We start from the raw sequence: 24,782 nt of genomic DNA, 5'->3' as shown, positions 1-24,782 counted from the left end.
CGGAGCGGGCGACCTGCGGTCTTTGGCAGAGAGCACCATACCCGGCAGCGGCCTCCGGCGCGCAAGGCAAACGGCCGTGGAACTAGTCACGTCACCGCGAGCGCTCGTCAGAAGTGGTCCCGGCTGCGTCAGACACCGAGGCTCTCGGCCAGTGCCTCCCGCTCCGTGACGTCGTACCAGAGCAGATCGGCCTCGGCGGCGCGCTCGAAGGCATCCTCGTCTCCGAGCCGGGCGGCCCGCACATCGGCCTGAGCCTCGGGCGCGTCCACGAGCAGGGCGGCCACGTCCTCCCAGGAGATCTCGCCGGTGACCTCGATCGTGCCGGGCAGCACATCGCCCTCCACGGGAAGCTCGCGCACGTTCTCGGCCTCGACGTCGGCCGCGATGACGATGCGCCGGTCGGCCAGCCCCGCGGCCTCGGGCTCGGCCAGCAGGACGACGGAGGCGTCGGCGGCGCACAGTGAGGCGGAGACCTCCAGGCCCTCCTCATCCTCCTCGGGCAGGGCCTGAGCAAGAGCGGGAGTGGCGGCGTGAGCCGTGAGCGGCTGGTGCGAGGAGCCCAGGACGCTTGCGCGCAGGTGGGCGGCGGTGGCGGGCAGGTAGATGCGCATGTGTCCAGTCTGCCCTACCTCCGCGCTCAACCTCCCCGGAAGCGCACGGAGTCCGCGCGCCCGGCACCACTCGAGCGCCGGGCCTCAGTAGCGGTGTCGCCCGGTCCCCGGCGGCACCGGTGGAGGGCCGGCCGTACCCTCATCGTTCCTCCCGGCCCGGCCGCGGCCGTCATCCGGGCCTCGCACCTGCCCCGGGGGCGTTCCTGCGTCCGACGCCGTTGCCGCACCCGGCCAAGGCGCCACCCACGGCCGGTGCGGCGAGCCGGGGGCCGGCCCCTGCTCCGGTGGCGGCGTCTGAGCCAGCGGGCTGCTCGGAGGCGGTTCCGGCGGCCGCCCCGGCGGCTGGTTCACCTGCTGATTCATGGGCTGGATCGACGGCGGCAGGCCCAGAGGGAACTGCGGCGGAACCTGAGTGGGTCCACTAGGCGCCTGGGCAGCCGGCACTCGTTGACCAACCGGCTGTCCCCCGTCCCCGCCTCGGCGGTTCCTGGCCGCCGCACGGCCCGTACGTGAGCGACTCCTGCTTCTGGCGGTTGTGGCCCGAGCCTCGGAGTCCCCGCGCTCCCGACGCCCACCGCGCCTCTTGGAGCGCCGCAACAGGGAACGACGCGGGGAGCGAGTCCTGCGGGCCGCAGCCACCCTCGGATCGATACGGTCGACCAGTACGCTGAGGGCCTTGCCCAGTGCGCTGGCGGGAGCCTGTTCCAGGACAGTGCAGCCCTGGAGCAGACAGGCATCGGCCGTCGCCGCGTCGTCGGGCAGGAGCACAATGTCCTCCAGTCCACCGAAGCGCGCCAGCGCCTCTCGCAGAGCCTGCTGGGGAGAGGGCCCTGCGGCCGAGGCCCGCACCCGGTTGATGACGACCTCGATCCGGCCGGCGGGGTTCATGGAGGCCCCCATCTCATCGAGGAGCTGGAGCAGGCGGCGCACCCCGACGGGGTCGGCCCCGCCGACGACCAGGATGACGTCAGCGTGCGATACCAGGTCGGCCGTCACGGCCCCACGCCCGGGCTCGAGGGTGAAGTCATCGACGTCGTTATCGACGGGCCCGCCGGCGACGTCGACGACGGTCCAGGCCGCGGCCCGACGGCACTGCGCCCATACCTCGGTCATCGAGGCCGGTGGCAGCTCGCGCCAGCGCCCGGACCTCCCCAGACCGCCCAGCAGGAAGAGCTCGTCGCCCACCGGCGCCAGGACCCGTCGGAAGCTCTCGGCGTCAAGACGGCCGTGGGTGGCCAGGCGGGCCGCTCCGGCCAGGGCCGAGGAGTCCTCCGGCATGCCGAGGAGCTGGACGAGGCTGGGAGCCTCGACATCGGCATCCACGAGAATCGCACCGCCGCAGGCGGCCAGGCCGTGGGCGAGGGAGGCGGAGACCGTCGAGCGCCCGGGAGCGCCGTGCGGCCCCCACACCAGGACGATCCTCCCGTCAGGCTCATCATCCGCCCGACTCATCACATCCGGGAAGGCGGGCTCCGGCATATCCATGGCTGCCGGCTCCCGGTCGCGCCGCGGGCTCTGCCTCGGGCCCTGCCCGCCTGCGGTCTCAGGGGAGGTCGGGGGCGGCTGCGAGAACGCGGTTCCACCCTCCGGGGAGTCGGGCGACTGACGCCACAGCTCTTCGAGCCAGGCGGCCTCCTGAGCGGCGGCGTTCGAGTCCGTCGAAGCGGGGGTGGTGGCGCTCAGCCAGTCGGTGCTCGGGTCCTCCGGCCCGGCGGAGACCGCGCTGGAGGCTCCGCCGCGACGCACGAGGTCCTGCAGCGCCGAGCAGATGCGGCCAGGGTCCGTGTCGCGTCTGAGAACCGGCCATCCCGCACTGCGCCAGCGCTCCTCCTCGTGGCTCTCCACCAGGAGCAGACCGCTCAGGCCGGCGCGCGCGAGGCGATCCAGGACGGTGCGGTCGATCTCGTCGAATCCGGTGTCCAGCAGGGCGAAGCTCGCCAGTCCGGCCATCCCCGCTGAGAGCAGCTCGGGCAGGTCGGCGCATCGGCGCACGACGCACAGCCCGCTTCCCGCCTGGCTCAGCGCCCGCAGGATGTCGGCGTCGTCGCCACTGAGAGCCAGGAGGAGTCCGGCCCCCGGGGCGTTCACGAGGCCTTCTCCGCCGGTGCTTCCTGGCCGGTGGGAACCAGGACGAGCGCCCCCTCCTGCCCGACGGCACTGAGGACGGCGGCGAGGGAGGCCTCGGGGACCTTGACCTCCACCCCGGTGCCGGGCCCGGAGATCAGCCCCCTACTGGTCTCACCGACCGAGGCGATCACCAACCCTGTGGCCACGCGGCGGGCTCCGGTCCCCTCGGCCTGTCCCGACTGGTCTCCTGGACTGCTCTGAGCGCTCTGTCCGTCCTGTCCTGCCTGCGCGGTGGCGGACGCCTGGGCCGCGGGGCGGCCCGCCACGCCCTCCTTGGGCACAACCCACAGATCGACATAGTCGCCGACCTTGGTCGAGGCCGGCAGGTTGGAGGCGACATTGAGGACCACCGGCCGCAGGTCCTGCTCCCGACCGCTGTTGACGGCCGCCGTGGCCAGCAGCTCCCCCTTGCGCATGGAGCGCGTGGACACGGCACCGTCCGGCAGGTGCCCGGCCTCGACATAGGCGTCGGTGCCGGGATGGGCCTCGACCACCGTGAGAACGCCTTCGGCAGTGAGGTCTGCCCCGGGAGCGACATCCTGGGAGAGCACATAGACGCGAGTGGTGTCGGCGGCCGCGTCGACCGCCCAGGCCCCCATGGCCACGGCAGCGGCCACCAGCACCACTCCCCCGGCCATGCGCGGGTCCTTCCAGGCAGGACGGCGCCAACGACCGCCGCGGGGACGCTCGGGAGCGGTCAGGGAACGGCTGCGGCGAGATGACATCACGGGAATCCTCCTTGATCTCCTGCAATCATCGTTGGGATAAAATAGTACCTCAAGGTTATCCACAAGTGTCTTTAAGAATTGTGGAGAGGATCCGGCAGTGGGATCATCGTGGTATGAGCACACGATTCCTGACCATCGCCGACGTCGCCGAGCAGCTTCAGCTCTCCGCCCAGGCCGTGCGCGCCCTCATCCGCACCGGTGACCTCCCTGCCATTCAGGTCGGCGCCCGCAAGCTCTGGCGCATCGAGGACCAGGCCCTGGAGGACTACATCCAGCGCCAGCTCGCCTCTACCAGGGCCATGGTCGCGGCGGGTTGGAACGAGGACGGGGCACCCTGAGCCTCTCTGCCCACCAGCCGACGTCAGCGACTGCGCAGCACCTCGATGGCAGCAGTCATGACGCTGATGACCCCTGCACCGCCCGCCCCGGGAGCGCGATGCGAGCGGACCCCGCCCTCAGGGGCGACGGCGACATCGACATGGTCCGCCCCGATCCGGACCAGGCGCCCCACTACTTCTCCTGAGCCCACCACCAGGCGCACCCGCGCACCCCGCCGAGCGACCTCACGCATCAGAGCCGTCAGCGTGGGCCGACGTCGGCCATCCCGGGGCGCCGGACCGGCCAACGCCATCGCAGTGGCCACCGCCCCCACCGGAACAACGGTCTGCAGCCCCTCCCCCTCATCGACGAGGACGTAAGAGGGCTCGACCCGACACACCACGCCGTCAACGGGAACGCCGCTGCGAGTACGCAGGTGGATGAGTCGGCCCACCGAGCCTCGCAAGCGGTCGACGAGCTCGATGGAGGCATGCTCGGCCTCCGCCAGCTCGGCACTCTGCGCCACCAGGTCCGCACGGCGCTCAGCATCGAAGCTGCTCTCCAGGTCGGCAATCATCGCGTCCCAGTCCATGAACCCACCTCACCACAGTCCGCCCGCCGAGGAAAGCACTCCGAGGCGGCTCACGCCGCGCTCCGCCAGCACCAGAGACCTCCACTACCACGATTCAGGGCCGACACATGTCACATCGTCACTATTGACATCATCACATCACAGGCGTACACCTAACATTATCAAACGACATCATCGGTGATGGAGGGTGACATGGGGGCTCGTCAACGGCTGACACTCCTGGCCTGCGCGTCAGGAGCTGTCCTGATCCTTCTGGGACGCACGGCTCACAGCGCGGCGGAGCAGCTCGCGACGGTCCCGCCGCAGTCCTGGGGGCTGAGCGAGCTGTCCGACGCCGTCGTCGCCGGGACCTGTGCATGCGGAACCCTAGGCGCCCTGTGGCACGTGGTCTCCGCCCTCGTGGCCCTGATGGCGCTTGCCGGGGAGAAGGGGCCCGACCCCCATGGTCTTGGCGGCACCTCCACGCTGGCGGCCAGAGTCCTGGCTACCTGGGGAGCGCCTGCAGTCAGACGCATCACCGCCTCAGCGCTGCTCGTCTCCCTGTCCTCGGCGCCCGCGCTGGCCACTCAAGAGACCGGCGGCGGGGACGATCTGGGATGGCGCCCCACCAGCTCGGCCCCCTCCTCACCGTCGTCGCAGTCCTCGACGCCGTCGCCGCCTGAGCAGTCCCCGTCGAGCGCTTCGACCGGTTCTGGCGACTCGGAGGACGCAAGCCAGTCAGCGGACTCGACGCCGCCGGGCAGCCAGACGCCGCAGCCCCCTACCGGCCCCGACGCCCCACCCTCCTCGAGCCCCACTCATACCGTCACGCCCGGCGAGAGCCTGTGGTCGATCACTGCCCACCTACTGCCCGCCGGCTCCAGCCCAGCCCGGATCGCGCAGGCCTGGCCGGCCCTGTATCGCGCCAACTCCGAGGAGATCGGCGCCGACCCGTCCTTGATCCGCCCCGGCGCGGTCCTGAGCGTCCCAGACTCCCTGTCCGCACCGGGCACGACGACAGGAGGTCAGGCGCCATCACGATGAACCGCCACGCACCAGCACCGGCGACCTCCACCGCCGACGTCGAACACCGCCCCGACCCGCCTCACACTTCGTGCCCACTGGGCACCCGCCCACTGTCAGGAGTCCGCCATGACCGCGACCACCACCGCCCAAGCCATCCGCCCCGCACGCCGCAAGACCGGCGCTCAACGTCGCAGCCGCCCCTCACCGAGTCACCCGACGCCGACTCGGGCGGTTCCGCACAAGCCCTCCAAGCCCGTGAACGGCTCCGAAGCCCTCGCACGGGAAACCTCCCTGACACGACGGTCCGCCGCCGGAGCCGACGCCTCACGCACGGCCGCGATCGTGGTGACTGCCGCCAGCGAGGTCCTGGCCGGGCTTCGCCCCGTGGACCACCTGGTGCGCTGGACCAGCCCCTCCCTATTCGAGGCCCTCGCCCGCCGGGCGGGCCTGGCCGCCCGGATCCTGGGACGCCAGACGAGCCCGCGGCGGCCACGCATCCGCAGCGTGCGCACCGAGCTGACGATGTCGGGGGCCTGCGAGGCCACGGTCCTGCTGGAGGAAGGTGACCGGGTCCGGGCCGCTGCGGCCCGGCTGGAGCTGCTGCGCGAGCGCTGGATCCTCACCGGTCTGGAGATGGCATGATCCCGTCGGAACCGGCTTGGTCGCCGGATTCCGACGGGATCCTCGACAGTCGTGTCTGCTCTCGCTGAGCCTCAGTGCCGGCGCTTCTTCTTGGAGCGACGGCGCTCGGCCCGGTTGCCGCCCGAGTTGGCGCTGGACCGGGAGGCCCTGCGCGAGGAGGCCCCTGAGGTCTCCTCCTCACCGGACTCGCTGGGGCCGGAGTAGGTGACCCGCTGCTCCATGGAGGCCTGCCCGGTGTCCCCCAGAACCGTGCCGCGGCCCTGACCACCGGCCTGACCCACACGGATGCCTGCCGCGGCAGTGGCGTTGGCCTTGGCGACGGCCTGGGCGGCCTCGACGGTGCCATCCTCGGCGGCGCGCTGGGCGGCGGCGTCGAAACGGGTGACGTTGGCGAAGATCTGCTCGACGGTCTCCTCGCGGATCCCCTCCATCATCGCCCTGAACATGCGGGCACCCTCGTTGGCGTACTCCACGAGCGGGTCGCGCTGGGCCATGGCCCGCAGACCGATGCCCTCCTTGAGGTAGTCCATCTCGTAGAGGTGCTCCCGCCAGCGCTTGTCCACCACGGCCAGCAGGATGCGGCGCTCCAGGGTGCGCATGGGCTCCTCACCGAGCTGGACATGGGCCAGGGCGTTGGCCTCGATGCGGGCCTCGGCGTCCTCGTAGGCCACGGCGATATCCTCACTGAGCTCCTCGATGAGGCGCTCCGAGGTCAGCGCGTCCTTGCCGCCCAGCGCCTCGACGATCTCGTCCTGGGTCAGGCCGACCGGGTAGAGGCGGCCGAGCTCGCCCCACAGGGCGTCCAGGTCCCACTCGTCGGGGCGCCCCTCGGCAGTACCGGCCTCGATGATGGAGGTGACGGCCTGGTTCCGGAAGACCTCGATCTGAGGCTCGAGGTCCTCGCCGTCCAGGACGCGGCGGCGCTCGGAGTAGACCTTCTCACGCTGCTCGGTCATGACGTCGTCGTACTTGAGGACGTTCTTGCGGATCTCGTAGTTGCGCGACTCCACCTGACGCTGAGCCCCGGCAATGCCACGAGTGACCATCTTGGACTCCAGGGGCACGTCGTCGGGGTAGGCGCCCGAGGACATGATGCGCTGAGCGAGCCCGGAGGCGAACATGCGCATGAGGTCGTCCTCCATGGACAGGTAGAAGCGGGACTCGCCCGGGTCCCCCTGACGGCCGGAGCGACCGCGCAGCTGGTTGTCGATGCGTCGCGACTCGTGGCGCTCGGTGCCCAGCACGTAGAGGCCGCCGAGCTCGACGACCTCGTCGTGCTCGGCCCGGCAGGACTCCTTGGCGGCGGCGAGGGCCTGCGGCCAGGCCTTCTCGTACTCCTCGGCGTTCTCTTCGGGGTCCAGGCCGGCCTCCTTGAGGGCGGTGACCGCGATGTGCTCGGCGTTACCGCCCAGCATGATGTCGGTTCCGCGTCCGGCCATGTTGGTGGCCACGGTGACGGCGCCCTTGCGCCCGGCCATGGCCACGACGGCGGCCTCGCGGGCGTGCTGCTTGGCGTTGAGGACCTCGTGGGGGATGCCCTGCTCGCGCAGACGCTCGGAGAGGATCTCCGACTTCTCCACGCTGGTGGTGCCTACCAGGACCGGCTGGCCGAGCTCGTGACGCTCAGCGATGTCGTCGACGACGGCGTCGAGCTTGGCCTCGACGGTGGTGTAGACGAGGTCGGGCTGGTCCTGGCGGATCATGGGCTTGTTGGTGGGGATCGGGACGACACCGATCTTGTAGGTGCCGGCGAACTCGGCGGCCTCGGTCTCGGCGGTACCGGTCATGCCCGAGCGTGAGCCCTCGGGGTAGAGGCGGAAGTAGTTCTGGAGGGTGATGGTGGCCAGGGTCTGGTTCTCGGCCTTGATCTCCACGCGCTCCTTGGCCTCGATGGCCTGGTGCATGCCCTCGTTGTAGCGGCGGCCGGGCAGGACGCGGCCGGTGTGCTCGTCGACGATGAGGACCTCGCCGTCGCGCACGATGTAGTCCTTGTCCCGGTGGAAGAGCTCCTTGGCCTTGATGGCGTTGTTGAGGAAGCCGATCAGGGGGGTGTTCTCCGACTCGTAGAGGTTGTCCACCCCGAGGTAGTCCTCCACCCGCTCGATGCCGGCGGAGAGCACACCCACGGTGCGCTTCTTCTCGTCGACCTCGTAGTCCTTGCCCGCGCGCAGGCGCTCGGAGATCGTGGCGAACTCCTTGTACCACTTGTTGACGTCGCCGCTGGCCGGGCCGGAGATGATGAGCGGGGTGCGGGCCTCGTCGATGAGGATGGAGTCGACCTCGTCAACAATGACGAAGGCGTGGCCGCGCTGGACCAGGTCCTCGGGGCGCTGGGCCATGTTGTCGCGCAGGTAGTCGAAGCCGAACTCGTTGTTGGTGCCGTAGGTGATGTCGCAGGCGTACTGCTCACGGCGCTCAGCGGGGGTCTGGCCCACGAGGATGCAGCCGGTGGTCAGCCCCAGGAAGCGGTGAACGCGCCCCATGAGGTCGGACTGGTACTCGGCAAGATAGTCGTTGACAGTCACGACGTGGACGCCCTTGCCGGTCAGGGCCCGCAGGTAGGAGGGCATCGTGGCCACAAGGGTCTTGCCCTCACCGGTCTTCATCTCGGCGATGTTGCCGCGGTGGAGGGCCGCCCCGCCCATGATCTGGACGTGGTAGGGGCGCATGCCCAGGACGCGGTCGGCCGCCTCCACCACCGTGGCGAAGGCCTCGGGAAGCAGGTCGTCGAGGCTCTCCCCGCCGTCCTGGTAGCGCTCCTTGAGCTCATCAGTCATCTCGCGCAGCTCGGCGTCGGAGAGCTCGCTGTACTCGTCGGCGAGAGCCTCCACCTGATCGGCGATGGCATCAAGCTTCTTCAGGGTGCGGCCCTCGCCAATGCGAAGGATCCGGTCCACGATCGACACGCTGCATTCTCCCTTGGGACGTCAGATTGCGAAGAGCGACGATGAGACGCAGGCCGTGTCGGTCGAGTCGGCCGCCCCGGAATCGACTCGCAATCAACTCGACATCGACTCGGATTCGGCCCAGGATCGGCTCGGTATCGGCTCAGGTCTCACCGGCTACCTGCCTCCGTACTCTAGTGGACCTCGCTGGGCGCAGGTCTTTCCAGCACCGAGATTCTTCCCACCGAGGACACAGGTGGGGCACGAGGCCACAGGGGACAACGACGACGGCCGCCCCCTCGGCGTGTGGACAACGATTGCCGCCAGGAGCGGGAAGGTTCCGCCTGCGTCACAGTGAGGACATGAAGCACCACTGCCGCCAGCCCCGACGTCCCACCACACTTGGCCTGCCGCTGGGCCTGACGGAGCATTTCTCCCCGGCCCTGTCCCTGGGGCTGCCGAACAGCTGTGCGGGCTGCGGACGCTGGGAGACGGCGCTGTGCCCGCAGTGCCGGGAGCTGCTCGAGGCCGATCCCTTCGCCGTGGAGCACGCTGACGCCGCCGGAGACCTGGACATCTGGGCCCTGGCCTCCTACACCGGGCCGGTGCGCACCATGGTGCTGGGGTGGAAGAACGGCGCTCGGGAGGACCTGTCGGAGGCGATGGCCCACTCCGGTCGGCGCCTGGGGCGCTGGTGGGCGCTGAGACACCCGTCGGAGGAGGTCTGGGCCGACTCGCCCCAGGACGCGCGGGCGCTGCTCGTGGTCCCGGCGCCCTCCGGGATCGTGCGCCGTCTACGCGGCCGCCTGGTGGCGGCCCGCCTGGCCGATGCTCTCACCCGCGGGATCTGCGCGCAGTGGGCCGAGCAGTGCCCCGCGGCGCTCGTGCTGAGCACGGACCTGCTGCGCCGTCGGGGCGGCGGGACGCACCAGGCGGGCCGATCCGCCCGCCAGCGGCGGGGTAACCGCGCCGAGGCTCCGCGCCTGCTGGCCGCCGTCACCGGCCTACCGATCCTGCTGGTCGACGACGTCGTGACCACCGGGGCCACTCTGGGCGCCTGCGCCCGGGCGCTACGGGCGGGCGGCGGACGGGTTCTGGGTGCGCTGACGCTCAGTGCCGCCCCACCCCCGGCACATGCGCGTATCTCGGTACCGACCGGCCCCTCCCGCCAACCACGAGACGACACTGCATCTGCGTTGACCATGGATCCGGAAGATCTGGATTTGTCCGCCTGCGGCGATCAGGAGGGTTCTTCCGGGCGCGGCGCGCACGAAAGGGAGGCGTGAACGGTCCCACATGGTGTACCTTATGTGGCACAACGCACAGGCGGTTCCCGGGGCCGACAAGGACAGTCGACCGGATTCCTGCCTCGGTGCCTGAGGGCCCTCACGAGGTGATCAGGAGGTGATGACACCAGTCCCGAACCCGCTGTGAGATGTGGCGGGTACTTGTCGCACACGGCCCGTCAGGGCCGGCCCACGAGCCCAGAAAGAGGTTCCACCATGGATATCACCGTCGTCGGTCGTAACGCCGAGATCAGCTCTCGCCTGCGCGACTACGTCGAGGACAAGGCCGTCAAGGTTGAGCAGTTCGACCCCCGGGTCCAGCGCGTCGAGGTGGAGGTCACCCACGAGCGCAACCCGCGCCAGGCCGACACCGCTGAGAGAGTGGAGATAACTGTCGTCTCCAAGGGCCCGATCATCCGGGCGGAGGCCTCCTCATCGGACCGCTTCGCCGCTTTTGATATCGCCATGGGCAAGCTGACCGAGCGCCTTCGCCGGGCCAGGGACCGCAAGAAGGACCACCACCGCCGCCACACCGTGGCCGCACCGAATGAGGATCTCCAGGCAGCTCCCGGAGTGGAGGAGGCCCTCGTCCCCGACACCGGTGACGCACCGATCGAGGACTCCCCCTCTGCGCCCACTGAGCCGGGTGTCGCCGTTGAGGCGCAGCTCGGCGACTCCCCGGTGATCGTGCGTCAGAAGCTGCACGAGGCCAGGCCGATGACCGTTGACGAGGCCCTCTACCAGATGGAGCTCGTGGGACACCCCTTCTACCTGTTCATCGAGAAGTCCTCCAAGCAGCCCTGCGCCGTCTATCACCGTCACGGGTGGACCTACGGCGTCATCCGCCTGGACGCCCAGGTGCTGTAGCCCCGTCCGACCCCGCGGCACAGGGTGATCCACCCCTGATATCCGGGTGCTCCATGGTCATGACCGACCGGGAGCACCCGGAACTGCGTGTGGAAGGCGTCGCGGGGCACGAGGCGCGCGGCAGGTGGTGGCGCGAGCGGGTCAGGGCAGGGGGAAGGAGGGGTCGGAGACCTCGGAGGTGAGCACCCGCCACATCGCCCCACGACGCTGCCAGGTCTGCCCGCCCTCGTCGATGATGAGGAGGGACTCCTCGGAGCGGTCGGAGATGACCGAGCGGGCCCCGCGCACCCCGACCAGCGTGTTGACCGCCCCGCCGACCTGGACCAGACGCACCTCCGGCACGCCCCCGCCCTCGGTGCCGGCAGTGGCCAGGACGCACACGGCGTTGGGGGCGCACCAGGACAGTCCGCTCGTGCCCGCCCCACTGGCGCGGGGCATCTCCAGCGCCGGCCCCAGCCCGGTAGGACGGCCGTCCTGGTCTCTGATGATGACGGCGACGGCGACCCGTCCGTCGGTTCGCCGCACGGCGATCCGCTCGGACTCCACGGACAGGTCGAAGGCCGTGACCGCGCCGTCCTGCAGCCAGGAGGACTCCAGAGTGGCCCGCTGCCCCGAGCCGTTGACGGCGGTCAGCCGTCCCTCGGCCAGCAACCAGGCCCAGCCGTGCCGGTCACCCATCGGCGCCCCCAGTCCGCCGGCGCCCGCGGAGGGATCCCCCACCGAGAGGATGACGCTGGCGGACTCCTGCCCTCGGGGTAGGCGCAGCAGGCTGGAGGCCGACAACGCGTAGACGGCCCCGTCGGCCCCCAGGCTCGGGCTGCGGGCATCACTGGTCCCCAGGACTCGGTCACTGGCCAGGGTGATGCGTCTGGCCCCTGTGCCGCGCACGACGGAGCCCTCCGACATGCCCACAATGCCTCCGACCTCGGGGGCCATGGGCGTCAGCTGGGCGGGGGCGCCGAGATCGACGGTGCCGGCGAGCACTCGCACGTGGTCGATACCGCTGATCTGGACGAGGCTCTGCTCGATCTGGGCCACCATGAGCCCACGGGCGTCCTCCGAGGCGGGGTCGGAGTCCGCGCTCAGGTGGACGGTGGCGGTGCCGCCCTCGACGACGACCCCCCGCCCCGCCCGCTCGGCGTTGCGCGGGATGAGGCTGGAGGCCCCCTTCGCCAGCCATTCCGAGGGCCCGGCCAGCAGCCCGGAGACCAGGGAGTCGGCCTGCGAGGCGCGCGGGTACCACCTCAGCTCGGGAACGAACCTGGACCGGTCCCTGGATAGGAAGGCCAGGGAGCTGACGGCGAAGTTCTGCATGAGTCGGGAGAAGGGCAGCAGGATGCCCTGGGGCAGTCCGACGATGCGCCACTGCCCGGTGGAGTTGGTGGCCAGGGAGAACTCGCCGGCATAGGTGCTCCCCTCCGGGGCGGGGGTGAAGACACCCAGGGAGTTGAGCACCCCCACCTGCCCGGAGGTCACCGTGAAGGAGCCGTTGGCCGCCACCGAGACCTGCGGCTCAGTCGACCCGCTGTAGGCGCTCACCGTCTCCAGGGGCTTCCACTGCGCGACGGCGTGATCGCTGAGGAACTGCTTGGCGGTGGCGAAGTCGTCGGAGAACCCCGCGATGGCGGCACGCAGGAAGCCATTGACAATGTCCTCGGCCGAGTCCCCCTCACCCGGTCCGGGCGCGGTCTCGATGAGGGCATTGGTGTCAGAGGCGGCCACCCCGGAGCGGGTGACGCCGCTGGAGCTCGGGAGCGCCGTGCAGCCGGCCAGCACTCCGGCGGCCGTGGCCGAGAGCAGTCCCAGCGCGCCACGTCGCGACAGACGGGACGGGGCCACCCTCAGGGCCCCGATGGAGTCGGTGGGCTCGGCGGTCTCGGCGGTCTCGGCGGTCTCGGCGGGCCCGCACCCCTGGGTGAACGCGTCACGGTTCATCGGCTGCGTCATCGGCGCCACCCCTCTTCCTCAGTCTCCTCGGGTGTACGGGTGGCGGGCTCCTGGCCGGGAAGGACGACGACGACCCGACCGACGTCCTCGGTGACCGCGTCATGGCTCTCCCCGGCCAGGGGGATGTCACCCAGGACGACGCTCTGGCGCGCCCGGCGGGTGGCGGGCGCGGGCCCCAAGGGGCCGACCGGGGAGAAGGGGGACTCCTCGTCGATGGGGATGCCGGCGCGGGCCACCGCGGGCGCGTCCTGCGGGACGAGCTCGAGCGGCCCGGGGCCACTGAGGCGGCCAGGACCGCCGTCGGGCCCCTGGGTGCGGGGAAGGACCAGCAGGAAGGAGGAGCCGTCAGCCGGCCACCCCCAGGCAGACAGGCGACCGCCGTGCAGACGGGCGTCCTCCATGGCGATGGACAGTCCCAGACCGGTCCCCCCCAGGCTGCGCTTGCGCGAGGGGTCGGCTCGGTAGAAGCGGTCGAAGACCTTGGCGACGACGTCGGGGCTCATGCCGATGCCGTGGTCGCGCACCCGCACCGCCACCGCGTCGGCGTCCACGGCAACGGTGACGTCCATCGGCTTGCCCTCACCGTGCTCGAGCGCGTTGACCACGAGGTTGCGGATGATGCGCTCGACCCTGGTGACATCGATCTCCGCGGTGGCCGGTTCCTCGGGGAGGTGGAGGCGCAGCTCGGTGCCGGTGGCATCGAAGTGGAACTGAGTGGTCTCGATGACGGTGTCGACCACCTGGGCGAGGTCGCTCTCCTCCAGCCGGAGCTTGACGTTCCCGGAGTCGATGCGGGAGATGTCCAGCAGGTCGGTAAGCATGGTCTCGAAGCGGTCCACCGAGTTGGACAGGACCTGGATGCTGCGCAGGGCGAAGGGATCGGAGATCTCCTCGCGCGCGTCCTGGATCTGCTCGGTGGCCAGGCGGATCGAGGCCAGCGGGGTGCGCAGCTCGTGGGAGACGTCAGAGACGAAGAGACGCTGCACCTTGGACAGGGACTCCAGGCGCTCGATCTGGTCCTCCAGCGAGGTCGCCATGTGGTTGAAGGACCTGGCCAGGGTGGATATCTCATCCTCCCCCTGGATGCTCAACCGCTCGGCCAGCAGCCCGGAGGCCAGCCGCTCAGCGGCCCGGGCGGTGTGCCGCACGGGACTGAGCACCCATCTGGTGAAGGCCCACACCACGACGATGAGGATGGCCAGGAAGCCCAGTCCCCCGATGGTGATGTTGCGCGACGCCAGAGAGACGATGCGCTGCTCACTGGCCAGGCTGTAGACGAGGTAGAGGTCGTACTCCCCGGCCAGGGGCAGACTCACCCGGGTCCCCACGATGAGCCCCGGATCCGTGCCGCCCTCATCATTGGGTACCGCCACCGACTGCCAGTACTGGGTGCGAGCCCCGCCCTCGTCGAGGGCCCGGGACATCTCACTGGTGATGAGGGAGCGCAGGCGGGTGTCGGTCTCCAGGTCGTTAACGACCGTCGTCGAGGTCTCCTCCTGGTTGCGCAGCATGAGAACCCCCACCCCGCCGGAGGAGGAGATCGAGTTCTTGGCCCCGTTGACCTGTCGCTCCGCGGCGGCCGAGACCTCGTCAACGGTGACTGCCGTGGTGGAGTCGAACTCGGCCTGGGCGACGCTGGCACGCAGCGCGGCGTCGGCGAGGATGACGTCGCGCTGATCGGCGAACACCTCGGAACGGATCCGGTCGGTCACGAAGGTCAGCAGCAGCACGATGAGAAGCAGACCAATGACGGTGGCGGTGCACACCATGCGCACCTCCAGGCTGCGGCGCAGCAGCCCCGGCAGAGGAAGACGCCGGACCAGGCCCTCCTCCGCGGTGCCCACCGATGAACCCATCGACGTGCCCCCTGAATTACGCATCGGGTTCATTGTATGGCGCCCGATGCGCGGTCGCTCACGCGGATTCGCCGACCCTGTAGCCGACACCGCGCACCGTCACCACGATCGAGGGACGCTCGGGGTCCTTCTCGATCTTGGCCCGCAGGCGCTGAACGTGAACATTGACCAGACGGGTGTCAGCCGGGTGCTGGTAGCCCCACACCTGACTGAGGAGCTCCTCACGGGTGAAGACCTTCCACGGCGAGCGGGCCAGGGTCACCAGCAGCTCGAACTCCAGCGGCGTCAGGGAGATGACCGACTCTCCGCGCTTGACCTGGTGACCGGCGACGTCGATGTCGAGGTCCCCGGCACGCACGTGCTCGGCCGCACCGGGGTTGGTGCGGCGCAGACGGGTGGAGACGCGGGCCAGCAGCTCCTTGGACTTGAAGGGCTTGGTCACGTAGTCATCCGCACCGGCCTCAAGGCCGGCGACGACGTCCTGCGTGTCAGTCCGCGCGGTCAGCATGATGATCGGCACGTCGGACTCGGAGCGGATGAGCCGGCAGATCTCGACGCCGTCGAGCCCCGGAAGCATGAGGTCGAGCAGGACCAGATCGGGGTTGACCTCATGGAAGGCGTCCAGGGCCTTGGCCCCGTCATGACAAAGTGTGGGCGTGTAGCTCTCCGACTCCAGCATGATACCGATCATCTCGGCCAGGGATGCATCGTCGTCGACGACCAGAATGCGCGTGCTCATAGCCCGTATCTTGGCATGAGCCCCAGGACCCGAGGGACATCCAGGCCACCGAGGCGGCGCCCACAGTTTCCCCAGGAAATTAAGAGAATCCCCTCAGTTACGGGAAAAACCGGCGTCAGCACGCCCGGAAGCCGGGAATATTGCGGCCGAACCGTGATCTTCACAGCCCACCCCCAGAACCACCCCGGGCACTCCTGCCGCCCCCCCACACAGCCCCAGCGGCATATCTCCTCCTCCAGGGGGAGGGCACGACGACGGCCGAACATGACAGCATGGGCTTATGAGTACCGAGTTCCCCCCTGACGGCAGCGGTCCGAGCGACGTTCCGGGCCGCGAGGCCCCCGCCACCTCCGGCAGCCCCGGCACCGGAGGCGCTCAGGATGGGTGGCAGGCCCCCGACGCCGGAGCCTTCACCGAGGCTCCCTCCTACCCGGCACCGGGCTCAGCACCGGGCTCAGCACCAAGCTCCCAGTACCCCGGCTACGGCGGCTACCACACGCCACCGGTGGGCCAGCCGGGCTACCCAGGCTCCTCGGGCCCCGGCAACACTCCCTACCCCAGCACCTCGGGAGACCCCGGGTACCCAGGAGCCCCTGGTGCCCCTGGATACCCGGGCTACGGCGGCTACACGTCAGTCCTGGCCCCCAAGCCCTCGATCATTCCGCTACGGCCACTGTCCATCGGGGAGATCCTCGGGGGAGCCTTCGAGTCCCTGCGCGCCAACCCCAAGGCGATGTTCATACCCTCACTGGTAGTGATGGGCATTACAGGACTCTTGTCCGCCGGGAGCGTCGCCCTGTTCATGTCCCGGCTCGGCCTGACGGACCTGACATCCGGAAAGGTTGAGTTCTCAGAGACCGACCTGGACAGCATCGGGTCATCGTTGGTGGGTCTGCTCATCCAGCTCGGCGTGACCGGCGTGCTGAGCATGCTGGCCACCTCGATCATCATCGGCCTGATCATCGTGACCGTCTCACGCACCATTCTTGGCCGTAAGGCGTCCTTGAGCGACGTGTGGCGGCGCACCCGGCCGAGAATGTGGGCGCTCATCGGCCAGACGCTCCTCATCGAGCTCATCCTCGCCGTCATCACCGCCGTCGTCACAGCGATCGCCTTCGGCATCGGCTGGGCTCTCCTGGGGAACATCATCGCCTACGGGGCCGATGAGGACTCCGCCGGGACCATCATCCTCGCCATCCTGGCGATTCTGGCGGTGATCGCCGTGCTCGGGCTGTTGACCTTCGCCCTGATATGCAAGCTGTCCCTGGCACCGGCGGCACTGGTCCTGGAGAACATCGGCGTCCTTGAGGGGATATCCCGCTCCTGGACCCTCACACGGGGCTACTTCTGGCGGATCGTCGGCATCCGCCTGCTCTCCTTCATCATCGTCTTCTTCGCCGTCCAGATCGTGTCTCAGGGCGTGTCCCTCGTCATGCAGGGGCTCGTCTACGCCGCCCCGAACATGACCATCGCGATCTTGGTGGCATCGACGCTGCTCAACAGCTTCATCCAGGCCGCGATCCAGCCCTTCGACTCCGCCGTGGTCGCGCTCATGTACACCGACCTGCGGATGCGCTCCGAGGGCCTGGACGTCGAGCTGCGTCACGCCGCCGGGGTATGAGCCGGTCGTGATACCTCTCAGGACGATCAGCGCGCAGACCCCGGCGACCCCCGACGCCGACGAGGCGCGGCGCGCCGCGGGCAGGGAGCTCTCCCGACCGATCTACCACGATCATCACGATCTGTGGGACCGGCTCTGGAGCTGGATCAGGGGGCTCTTCGATACCGACGGCATGGTCCCCGGGGCTCCTCCCTGGGTGTCGACGCTCATCGTGGTCCTCGTCGTCGCCGCCGGCATCGCGCTGCTGATCCTCCTGCTGACCAGGCTCTCCTCGGCACGCCGAGTGGTGACGCCGCCGTCGTTGTCGGTGCTCACCGACGACCGCGATGCCGACACCCTGACCCGAGCCGCGGACGCTGCGGCCGTACAGGCCGATTTCGCCACCGCCGTCGTCGAACGCTTCCGCGCCATCATCCGTTCCCTCGACGAACGCGGGATCATCGACGAGTACCCGGGCATGACGGCGCTGGAGGCGGCCACGCTCACCCACCGGGCCCTCGGTGAGCACCGGGTGGTGTCCCCGCTGTACGAGGCCGCCCACCTGTTCGATGCCGTCCTCTACGGTCGGGTCGTCTCCACCAGCACCCAGGACCAGCAGATGCGCGAGCTCGCCGATCAGATGGCCAGGGTCTCCCTCACCTCCGGACGCGCCCTCGTCGGCGCCTCGGCCCAGGCCCCGGGGACACCGGCATGAGCAGCTCCACGACGACGTCGCAGCCCTCCGCTCCCCCGCCCTCCCCGGCCGAGGCCTCCCAGGCCCGGGGGACGGCACCACACTGGTCCCGGCGCTGGCGCCGGTGGCGCCCGGGTGTCATCGCGGTGGCCCTCATGCTCATCCCCGTCCTGGTGACTGTGTGGACTCGGACCGTCACCTCCACCACGCCCCTGGCCATCGACAACCCCAAGGACCGGGGAACCATGGCGCTCGCCGAGCTGCTGCGCCACGAGGGGATCTCCGTGAGCAAGGCGGGCAGCCTCTCCGAGGCCGTGGACGCCAGCCGCCAGGGCGCGACCATCGCCGTGGTCAACGCCGACCGGCTCAGCGACCAGGACAGGCGGGCCCTGGCCGAGGCGGGCGGCGACGTCGTTGTCATCGGCGCCAAGGGCGGCAGCGACGCTCTGAAAGGGCTGACGGGCATGACCGCCAAGGGCACCGCGGCGGCGGATTCCTCCACCCTGGCGCCGCAGTGCGACGACGCCGACGCCCAGGCCGCCCGGGGCCTTGCCGGCACGCGCGCCTCCGTATCCCTGCAGGGTGATGGCGACGCCGTCGGCTGCTTCCCGGTGGGCGAGGACCGTTACGCCTATGCCACCGACTCCCTGCCCAGCGGTGCCACGTTGCGAGTCCTGCCTGATCCCGCACCAGTGACCAACGCGCACCTGGCCCAGGAGGGGCACGCGGCCTTGGGAGTACGCGCGCTGGGCCACCACAGCCGCGTGCTGTGGTTGGACGCGGAGCACCTGGAGTCCCCCTCCGTGTGGAACTCCCCCTCCACTCCCCCCTGGCTTCCGGTCCTCATCTTCCAGCTCCTTGTCACCGCCGGCGTGCTGGCGATCGTTCAGGGTCGTCGCTTCGGCGGCATCGTGAGCGAGGACCTGCCCGTCATCGTGCGCTCCACCGAGACCACGGTGGCCCGCGGGCGTCTCTACCGTCAGGGCTCGGACCGGCCCCGGGCGGCTCAAGCCCTGCGCTCGGGTGCCGCGCTGCGCCTGGGCGCCACGCTGGGCCTGCCCCCCGGGACCTCGCGCCGTGACGTCATCGCCGCCGTCTCCCTGGCCTCCGGCGTTGCCCCGGGCACGGTGGACTCTCTTCTCTACGGTCCGCCCCCATCCAGCGACAGTGCCCTGGCCACCCTGGCAGTTCAGCTCGACCAACTCGAGAGCGAGGTTCACTCCACATGAGCACGGACAGCACCGACCCCACCCGCGCCCCGGGCATCGCAGGCGAGGCGGATACCAGTGCCCCCCATCCCCAGGCCCCTGAGGGCCCGGACGCCTCGGGGACCCACGGCGCCACCCAGGTCTCCTCGTCCTCCTCCCACGGGGAGGCCGGCTCCGACCCGCGCAGGCGCCTGGTGGCCGTGCGCAGTGAGGTGGGCAAGGCCGTCGTCGGTCAGGAGGCCGCGGTGACCGGGCTGGTCATCGCCCTGCTCGCCGGCGGGCACGTCCTGCTTGAAGGCGTCCCCGGCGTGGCCAAGACTCTCCTGGTGCGGTCGCTGGCCACGGCGATGGACATGGAGACCAAGCGCATCCAGTTCACCCCCGACCTGATGCCCGGGGACGTCACCGGCTCACTCATCTACGACTCCCGCAGCGCCCAGTTCTCCTTCCGGGCCGGTCCTGTGTTCACCAACCTCCTGCTGGCTGACGAGATCAACCGCACCCCGCCCAAGACGCAGTCGGCGCTGCTGGAGGCCATGGAGGAGCGTCAGGTCTCCATCGATGGCGAGCCCCGGGCCCTGCCGGATCCGTTCATGGTGATCGCCACCCAGAACCCGGTGGAATACGAGGGGACCTACCCGCTGCCCGAGGCGCAGCTGGACCGTTTCCTGCTCAAGCTGGTGCTTCCCCTGCCCGAGCGGGCTCAGGAGATCGAGGTGCTCTCCCGCCACACCTCGGGATTTGATCCGCGCGACCTGCTCTCGGCGGGGCTACAGGCTGTCGCCGGGGTCCACGAGCTGGCTCAGGCCCGGGCCCAGGTGAGCACCGTCGGAGTCACGCCGGAGGTGCTGGCCTACGCGGTGGATCTCGTGCGCGCCACCCGCTCCATGCCCTCGGTGGCCCTGGGGGTCTCACCGCGCGGGGCCACGGCGCTCCTGGCCGCGTCACGGGCCTGGGCCTGGCTGGCCGGCCGGTCCTTCGTCACTCCCGATGACATCAAGGCACTGGCTCTGCCGGCTCTGCGCCATCGCATCAAGCTGCACGCCGAGGCCGAGATGGAGGGCATCACCCCTCAGTCCGTCATCGAGGCCGTGCTGAGAACCGTTCCGGTCCCGCGCTGAGGCATCGGCCGCCGGGGGCCACGAGCACAGAACTGATCACCTGACCGACTCACGACAGGAGTGGCATGTTCCTGACGATGCGCGCCGTGTGGGCGATGCTTGCGGGGATCGCCCTGGTCCTCATCGTCCCGCGCCCGACCACCGTGCTGGCCTGGGCCGGCGTGGTCACGGTCCTCGTCGTGATCGACGTGGTGAGCGCCCCCTCGCCGGCGGTGCTGCGGGCCTCGCGCTCCGTGAGCCACGGAGTGCGGCTGGGTGAGTCGATCACCGCGACGCTGACACTCACCAACACCGGTCGGCGCACGGCCCGCCTCCTGCTGCGCGATGCCTGGCCCCCCAGCGCCGGAGCGACCCACGAGCGCGGGGCGATGACCCTCCCACCGGCCCAGCGCCGTCGTCATTCCACAGTGCTCACGCCCCGGCGCCGGGGGGAGCGCCGGGCGGGACCGTTGACCGTCAGGGTCATCGGTCCCCTGGGCATTGCGGGGCGGCAGGCGACATTGGACGTTCCCGCCTCCGTCCGGGTCCTGCCGGCCTTCCGCTCACGTCGCCACCTGCACTCGCGCCTGGCCCGGCTGCGGGAGATGGACGGGCGCAGCGCCGTCATGGTGCGCGGGGAGGGGACCGAGTTCGACTCCCTGCGCGAGTACGTCGTCGGAGACGACGTGCGCTCCATCGACTGGCGCTCCACCGCTCGCCGGGGCGAGGTGCTGGTACGCACCTGGCGCCCGGAGCGCGATCGCAGGGTTCTCATCATCATCGACTCCGGCCGCCTGTCCGCCGCCCGGCTGGGAGACGCCCCCAGGCTCGACGCCCAGATCGAGGCCACCCTGCTGCTGGCGGCCCTGGCCTCCCGCGCCGGCGACCGGGTCGACGTCCTGGCCATGGACGACGCCGTGCGCGCGCAGGTGCGGGGCAGCGCCGGACCGGTGCTCATGACCGAGCTGGCCGAGCACCTGACCGATGTGGAGCCGCGTCTGACCGAGCTCGACTGGACCCTCGTGGCCTCCCTGGTGCGCACCACGCTCTCGCAGCGCGCACTGGTGGTGGTCATCTCCGCCCTGGACGGAAGCGCCGGGGACGCGACGATGATTCGGACGCTGGCGGCTCTGGCCCGGGAGCACACGGTCGTTCTCGCCTCGGCCCTGGACCCCGAGCTGGAGGAGCTCAGATCGACGCATGACGACACCGACTCGGTGTACGTGGCCGCATCCGCGGAGAAGGACCTGGTGGAGATGCACGCCGTGCGCCGCCGCCTGAGCCGCGGCGGGGTGGAGGTCGTGGAGGCGCCCGACCAGGGACTCGCCCCGGCACTGGCCGACTGCTACCTGGACCTCAAGGCTGCGGGGCGACTATGAGGCGCACCGCGACGACGGCCGGCTCAGCCGACCTCGGGCTGGACGTACCCGGCCTCGTCCTCCTCGAGGTCACCCGTGGCTCCTACGGCGACGGCGGAGCGTCCCAGGATCAGGGTGTAGGCCCACAGCAGTGCCAGCGCGCCGGCTCCAATGGTGATCTTGACCGGCCAGGCAATGGGGGCCGGAGTCACGAAGGCCTCAATGAGTCCGGCCACCGCCAGGGCGGCGGTCAGACCCACAGCCACCGTGATGAGCGCGCGTCCCTCGGCGGCCAGGGCGGCGGCGCGGCTGCGCCGGCCGGGGACCAGCATCGTCCAGAAGAGCTTGAGCCCGGCCGCACCGGCGATGAAGATGCAGGTCAGCTCCAGCAGGCCGTGAGGCGAGATGAGCGAGAGGAACACACTGAGCATGTCGTGGTCGGTCATGATGGCCCCGGCCCGTCCCACGACGACGGCGTTCTGGTACAGCATGTAGAGCGGCAGGAAACCCGTGATCCCTCCGGCCACGCAGATCGCTGCGATACGGGCGTTATTCGTCCACACCGCAGCGGCGAAGTCGGGGGCGGAGTACGTGGAGTAGTAGGACTCGAAAGCCTCGTGGGCGTAGGCGTCCAGCTTCTCAGGGCTGCCCAGAGCGGACATGGCCTCAGGACTGCGCAGGGTCCACATCCCCACCACCAGCGCCAGGGCGATCTCGACAACCATGACCCCGCAGGTCCACCACCGGATGCGGTACAGGGCCGCAGGCACGGACTGGAGAACGAAACGGCGCACCGAGTGGCTCCTCACCTCCCGCGTTCCGGTCAGGCGACCGCGAGCCGCGGCCACTCGGGAGGACAGCTCGGCGATGAGCTGCGGATCCGGCGCGGCCGAACGCACCCGCGACAGATGGCGGGCACAGGTGCGGTAGAGAACCACGAGCTCATCAGTCTCGGCCCCGCTGAGGTGGCCACGACCCACGAGGACATCGAGACGTTCCCACTGATCGCGGTGCGCCGCGGAAAAGGCATCAAGATCCACGCGAGGAGTCTGTCATGACGGCCGCATCCCCCACATCCTCCGAGCGAATGATCGAGCCCGAGCTGCTCATCACCGGCGAGGCGGTCGCCCTGGAGATCACCCCGGCAACGGTCGCCAACCGCATCGCTTCGGGGCTCATCGACTACACCGTCTACGCCCTAGGGGCAGCACTGTCCGTGTTCGCGGTGATGGGACTGGTCATCGGCGACGGCTCAGCCCTCAAGGAGGACCTCGCCCTCCTCAAGGCGCTGCTGTCCCTGGTGGCCCTGGCCTGGCTGGTCGTCATCCCCCTGCTCGTCGAGCTCTTCAGCAGGGGCCGGAGCCTAGGCCGCATGGTGACGGGGGCCCGGGTGGTGCGCGACGACGGCGGCACCGTCAGGCTGCGCCACTGCCTGGTGCGCACTCTGCTGGCCGTCGTCGAGATCTGGGGCACCTGGGCCGTGCCGGCCCTGTGCGCCAGCATCGTCTCCAAGCGGGGGAAGAGGTTCGGGGACATGCTGGCCGGCACCTACGTGGTTCGAGAGCATCACCGCTCCCACGCGGCGCCACCGCTGCTGATGCCCCCCGAGCTGGTCCAATGGGCGGCGGGCACGGACCTGCGCTCCCTGCCCGGGGGCCTGAGCCTGACGGCGCGCACCTTCCTGCAGCGCGCCTCCTCCCTCATGCCCTCCTCCCGCCACCAGCTGGGGCTCGACCTGGCCTCTCAGGTCCAGGGATACGTCTCTCCCCCGCCTCCCGCCGGCACGCACCCCGAGCGGTTCCTCGCCGCGGTCCTCACCGAGCGGCGCAACCGGGAGCTGGTGCTGGAGAGCCGTAACCGCCGGCTGGAGGAGGACGTGCTGCGAGACATGGCCCGCCCGCCCTATGGGGTGGGCGGTGGTGAGACCCGACGGCGTTGAACCACCCCGGGCTCGGCCCCACGACGGGCCATCCGGGTCGCAGTGGGGGCGCGGCGCCTCAGCCCTGAGGGTCGGAACCGGGAGCGGGCACGCGTGATGCCTCGTGGACCAGGAGGATCGGCACGCCGTCGCGCACCGGGTAGGCCAGGCCCGCGCTCCGGGAGACGAGTGCGGGGCGACCGGCCTCGTCAAGGCCGTCAACGAGCTCGTCGCCGCTCAGCGGACAGCGCAGGGCGGACCTCAGCTCGGAGGGAAGGACAGCCCGCTGCTCAGGCGCGGGTGCGGTGTCTGGCCGGTTCATGCGTCCCCCTTCTGTCCGCGCAGGACCCGCAGGTGCCCGCGCCGCAGGATCTCGTCCTCGGCGATCTCCGGCGGGGGCGGCAGCGGGGCAGTCAGGGAGGCCGGCATGATCCCGCCGGGACGGGGCCGATGCTCAGCCGGCGCGGCAACCGGGCGCGGAGCGCGGGAGGCCTCACGAACGGCGTCGGCCAGGGCCAGGAGGTCGTCCTCGCTGGGGGGCGCCGGCTCGAACTCGGTGGCCAGGCGGATGATCTGCCAGCCGCGAGGGGCCGTGAAGGAGGAGACGTGCTTATCGCACAGGTCATAGGCCTCGGGCTGGGCCTCGGTGGCCAGTGGCCCCAGCACGATCGTGGAGTCCGCGTAGACGGAAGTCAGGGTGGCCACGGCTGGGCGCTCGCAGCCGGGCTTGCGGCAGTGTCGGACTCTTCTCACGCTCGCAGGTTACCGTGCCGTTGCCCGCCGGTCATCCAGACGCCGCCTAGGCTGGCCGATGTGACCGACCTGTTCCCCTTCTCGCCCGGGCAGATTCCTCCGCGTTCCACCGCGGCCCCGGGGCGACGCCCGAGCAGTCGTCGCGACCGGCACGGCCGGGGGCTGCGCGGCCCGCTTCTGCCACCGAACCTGCCGGCCTGGCGCACCCGCGCCGAGCGTTTCGACGAGCTCGTCGTGGACGCGGCCCAGGACCTGGCCAGACGTTGGCCGTCGGTGGATCAGATCCAGTTCGCCGTCGAGGAGGTCCCGCCCTCGGATCCGGCGCCCTGGGAGCGCTCGGTGGTGCTGGGACGGGGCTTCACCGCTGAGCCCCGTGCTGGACTGCCGGCACGCGTCGTCATCTACCGCCGGCCGGTGGCCTCCCGGGCCACGAACGACGCCGAGCTGGCCGACCTGGTGCACCGTGTCGTCGTCGAGCAGGTGGCCCTCATGCTGGGACGCCGCCCCGAGGAGATCGATCCCGGCTCGGCCCTGTGAGACGGACTCGC

Annotated in this window: 23 protein-coding genes; 12 read left to right on the top strand and 11 right to left on the bottom strand. The window is 70.5% G+C overall.

The genetic code is table 11. From position 1 onward, the window contains the following. Positions 1-128: 128 nt before the first annotated feature. The 3 genes from AXE84_RS07980 to AXE84_RS07970 form a co-directional block, all read right to left on the bottom strand. Positions 129-611, bottom strand: a complete 483-nt coding sequence (locus AXE84_RS07980; RefSeq protein WP_010614187.1) for a DUF6912 family protein — start codon at positions 609-611, stop codon at positions 129-131. A gap of 84 nt (positions 612-695) precedes the next feature. After that, positions 696-2,699 (bottom strand): AAA family ATPase, encoded by a 2,004-nt coding sequence (locus AXE84_RS07975; protein ID WP_060957493.1) that lies wholly within the window; start codon positions 2,697-2,699, stop codon positions 696-698. Continuing rightward, positions 2,696-3,376: a hypothetical protein gene (locus tag AXE84_RS07970; protein WP_081093127.1), complete on the bottom strand. Its 681-nt coding sequence runs from the start codon at positions 3,374-3,376 to the stop codon at positions 2,696-2,698. Before AXE84_RS07970 ends, AXE84_RS07975 begins: the two co-directional genes overlap by 4 nt. 203 nt (positions 3,377-3,579) lie before the next feature. Between AXE84_RS07970 and AXE84_RS07965 the strand changes: the two genes are divergently transcribed. Further along, on the top strand, positions 3,580-3,804 hold the full coding sequence (locus AXE84_RS07965; protein ID WP_003786975.1) for a helix-turn-helix domain-containing protein: 225 nt from the start codon (positions 3,580-3,582) through the stop codon (positions 3,802-3,804). 23 nt (positions 3,805-3,827) lie between these two features. On the opposite strand, the gene AXE84_RS07960 is transcribed toward AXE84_RS07965, so the two are convergent. Then, positions 3,828-4,376, bottom strand: coding sequence for a hypothetical protein (locus AXE84_RS07960; protein WP_010614183.1), 549 nt, complete (start codon positions 4,374-4,376; stop codon positions 3,828-3,830). A 180-nt stretch (positions 4,377-4,556) separates the two neighbouring features. Here AXE84_RS07960 and AXE84_RS07955 point away from each other — a divergent pair, with 180 nt between their 5' ends. Both AXE84_RS07955 and AXE84_RS07950 read left to right on the top strand, forming a co-directional pair. Beyond that, positions 4,557-5,399 (top strand): LysM peptidoglycan-binding domain-containing protein, encoded by an 843-nt coding sequence (locus AXE84_RS07955; protein ID WP_060957491.1) that lies wholly within the window; start codon positions 4,557-4,559, stop codon positions 5,397-5,399. A gap of 108 nt (positions 5,400-5,507) precedes the next feature. Next, the gene (locus AXE84_RS07950; protein WP_060957490.1) at positions 5,508-6,023 is read left to right on the top strand and encodes an Rv3235 family protein; all 516 of its coding nucleotides are present in this window, start codon (positions 5,508-5,510) and stop codon (positions 6,021-6,023) included. A gap of 71 nt (positions 6,024-6,094) precedes the next feature. Here AXE84_RS07950 and secA read toward each other — a convergent pair whose 3' ends face one another. Then, positions 6,095-8,929 (bottom strand): preprotein translocase subunit SecA, encoded by a 2,835-nt coding sequence (gene secA, locus AXE84_RS07945; RefSeq protein ID WP_060957489.1) that lies wholly within the window; start codon positions 8,927-8,929, stop codon positions 6,095-6,097. A gap of 341 nt (positions 8,930-9,270) precedes the next feature. Here secA and AXE84_RS07940 point away from each other — a divergent pair, with 341 nt between their 5' ends. After that, complete coding sequence (locus tag AXE84_RS07940; protein ID WP_060957488.1) at positions 9,271-10,194, top strand: ComF family protein; 924 nt, start codon at positions 9,271-9,273, stop codon at positions 10,192-10,194. A 216-nt stretch (positions 10,195-10,410) separates the two neighbouring features. Further along, the gene (gene hpf, locus AXE84_RS07935) at positions 10,411-11,061 is read left to right on the top strand and encodes a ribosome hibernation-promoting factor, HPF/YfiA family (RefSeq protein ID WP_060957487.1); all 651 of its coding nucleotides are present in this window, start codon (positions 10,411-10,413) and stop codon (positions 11,059-11,061) included. 141 nt (positions 11,062-11,202) lie between these two features. Here the strand turns inward: hpf and AXE84_RS07930 are convergent, their stop codons facing one another. From AXE84_RS07930 to mtrA, 3 genes are read right to left on the bottom strand one after another with little or no spacing between them, the layout of a single operon-like run. After that, the gene (locus AXE84_RS07930; RefSeq protein WP_236750024.1) at positions 11,203-12,996 is read right to left on the bottom strand and encodes a GerMN domain-containing protein; all 1,794 of its coding nucleotides are present in this window, start codon (positions 12,994-12,996) and stop codon (positions 11,203-11,205) included. 8 nt (positions 12,997-13,004) lie between these two features. Beyond that, positions 13,005-14,888 carry an MtrAB system histidine kinase MtrB gene (gene mtrB / locus AXE84_RS07925; protein ID WP_060957486.1) on the bottom strand — a complete coding sequence of 628 codons (1,884 nt, stop codon included), beginning with the start codon at positions 14,886-14,888 and terminating at the stop codon, positions 13,005-13,007. A 34-nt stretch (positions 14,889-14,922) separates the two neighbouring features. Then, positions 14,923-15,603, bottom strand: a complete 681-nt coding sequence (mtrA, locus tag AXE84_RS07920) for an MtrAB system response regulator MtrA (protein WP_003786992.1) — start codon at positions 15,601-15,603, stop codon at positions 14,923-14,925. A 280-nt stretch (positions 15,604-15,883) separates the two neighbouring features. Here mtrA and AXE84_RS07915 point away from each other — a divergent pair, with 280 nt between their 5' ends. From AXE84_RS07915 to AXE84_RS07895, 5 genes are all read left to right on the top strand, one after another. After that, positions 15,884-17,224, top strand: coding sequence for a hypothetical protein (locus AXE84_RS07915; protein WP_060957485.1), 1,341 nt, complete (start codon positions 15,884-15,886; stop codon positions 17,222-17,224). 7 nt (positions 17,225-17,231) lie between these two features. After that, positions 17,232-17,918, top strand: a complete 687-nt coding sequence (locus AXE84_RS07910; RefSeq protein WP_060957484.1) for a DUF4129 domain-containing protein — start codon at positions 17,232-17,234, stop codon at positions 17,916-17,918. Then, positions 17,915-19,126 carry a DUF4350 domain-containing protein gene (locus AXE84_RS07905; RefSeq protein ID WP_060957483.1) on the top strand — a complete coding sequence of 404 codons (1,212 nt, stop codon included), beginning with the start codon at positions 17,915-17,917 and terminating at the stop codon, positions 19,124-19,126. Before AXE84_RS07910 ends, AXE84_RS07905 begins: the two co-directional genes overlap by 4 nt. Beyond that, positions 19,123-20,226 (top strand): AAA family ATPase, encoded by a 1,104-nt coding sequence (locus AXE84_RS07900; protein ID WP_060957482.1) that lies wholly within the window; start codon positions 19,123-19,125, stop codon positions 20,224-20,226. Before AXE84_RS07905 ends, AXE84_RS07900 begins: the two co-directional genes overlap by 4 nt. A 65-nt stretch (positions 20,227-20,291) precedes the next feature. Continuing rightward, positions 20,292-21,584, top strand: a complete 1,293-nt coding sequence (locus tag AXE84_RS07895) for a DUF58 domain-containing protein (RefSeq protein ID WP_060957481.1) — start codon at positions 20,292-20,294, stop codon at positions 21,582-21,584. A 23-nt stretch (positions 21,585-21,607) separates the two neighbouring features. Here the strand turns inward: AXE84_RS07895 and AXE84_RS07890 are convergent, their stop codons facing one another. Next, positions 21,608-22,603 (bottom strand): stage II sporulation protein M, encoded by a 996-nt coding sequence (locus AXE84_RS07890; protein ID WP_060957480.1) that lies wholly within the window; start codon positions 22,601-22,603, stop codon positions 21,608-21,610. A 14-nt stretch (positions 22,604-22,617) separates the two neighbouring features. Between AXE84_RS07890 and AXE84_RS07885 the strand changes: the two genes are divergently transcribed. Continuing rightward, a complete protein-coding gene (locus tag AXE84_RS07885) occupies positions 22,618-23,502 on the top strand; it encodes an RDD family protein (RefSeq protein ID WP_010614167.1) in 885 nt (294 codons plus the stop codon). A 58-nt stretch (positions 23,503-23,560) separates the two neighbouring features. On the opposite strand, the gene AXE84_RS07880 is transcribed toward AXE84_RS07885, so the two are convergent. Then, the gene (locus AXE84_RS07880) at positions 23,561-23,803 is read right to left on the bottom strand and encodes a Trm112 family protein (protein WP_060957479.1); all 243 of its coding nucleotides are present in this window, start codon (positions 23,801-23,803) and stop codon (positions 23,561-23,563) included. Continuing rightward, positions 23,800-24,234 (bottom strand): DUF3499 domain-containing protein, encoded by a 435-nt coding sequence (locus AXE84_RS07875; protein ID WP_060957478.1) that lies wholly within the window; start codon positions 24,232-24,234, stop codon positions 23,800-23,802. Before AXE84_RS07875 ends, AXE84_RS07880 begins: the two co-directional genes overlap by 4 nt. A gap of 60 nt (positions 24,235-24,294) precedes the next feature. Here AXE84_RS07875 and AXE84_RS13305 point away from each other — a divergent pair, with 60 nt between their 5' ends. After that, positions 24,295-24,771 carry a metallopeptidase family protein gene (locus tag AXE84_RS13305; protein ID WP_081093126.1) on the top strand — a complete coding sequence of 159 codons (477 nt, stop codon included), beginning with the start codon at positions 24,295-24,297 and terminating at the stop codon, positions 24,769-24,771. Positions 24,772-24,782: the final 11 nt, after the last annotated feature.

It is taken from the genome of Actinomyces oris, from assembly GCF_001553935.1.
In the GTDB taxonomy this organism is placed as follows: Bacteria; Actinomycetota; Actinomycetes; order Actinomycetales; family Actinomycetaceae; genus Actinomyces; species Actinomyces oris_A.
The sequence above is the reverse complement of the archived record's forward strand: the minus strand, read 5'-3'. Positions and strand labels throughout refer to the sequence as shown.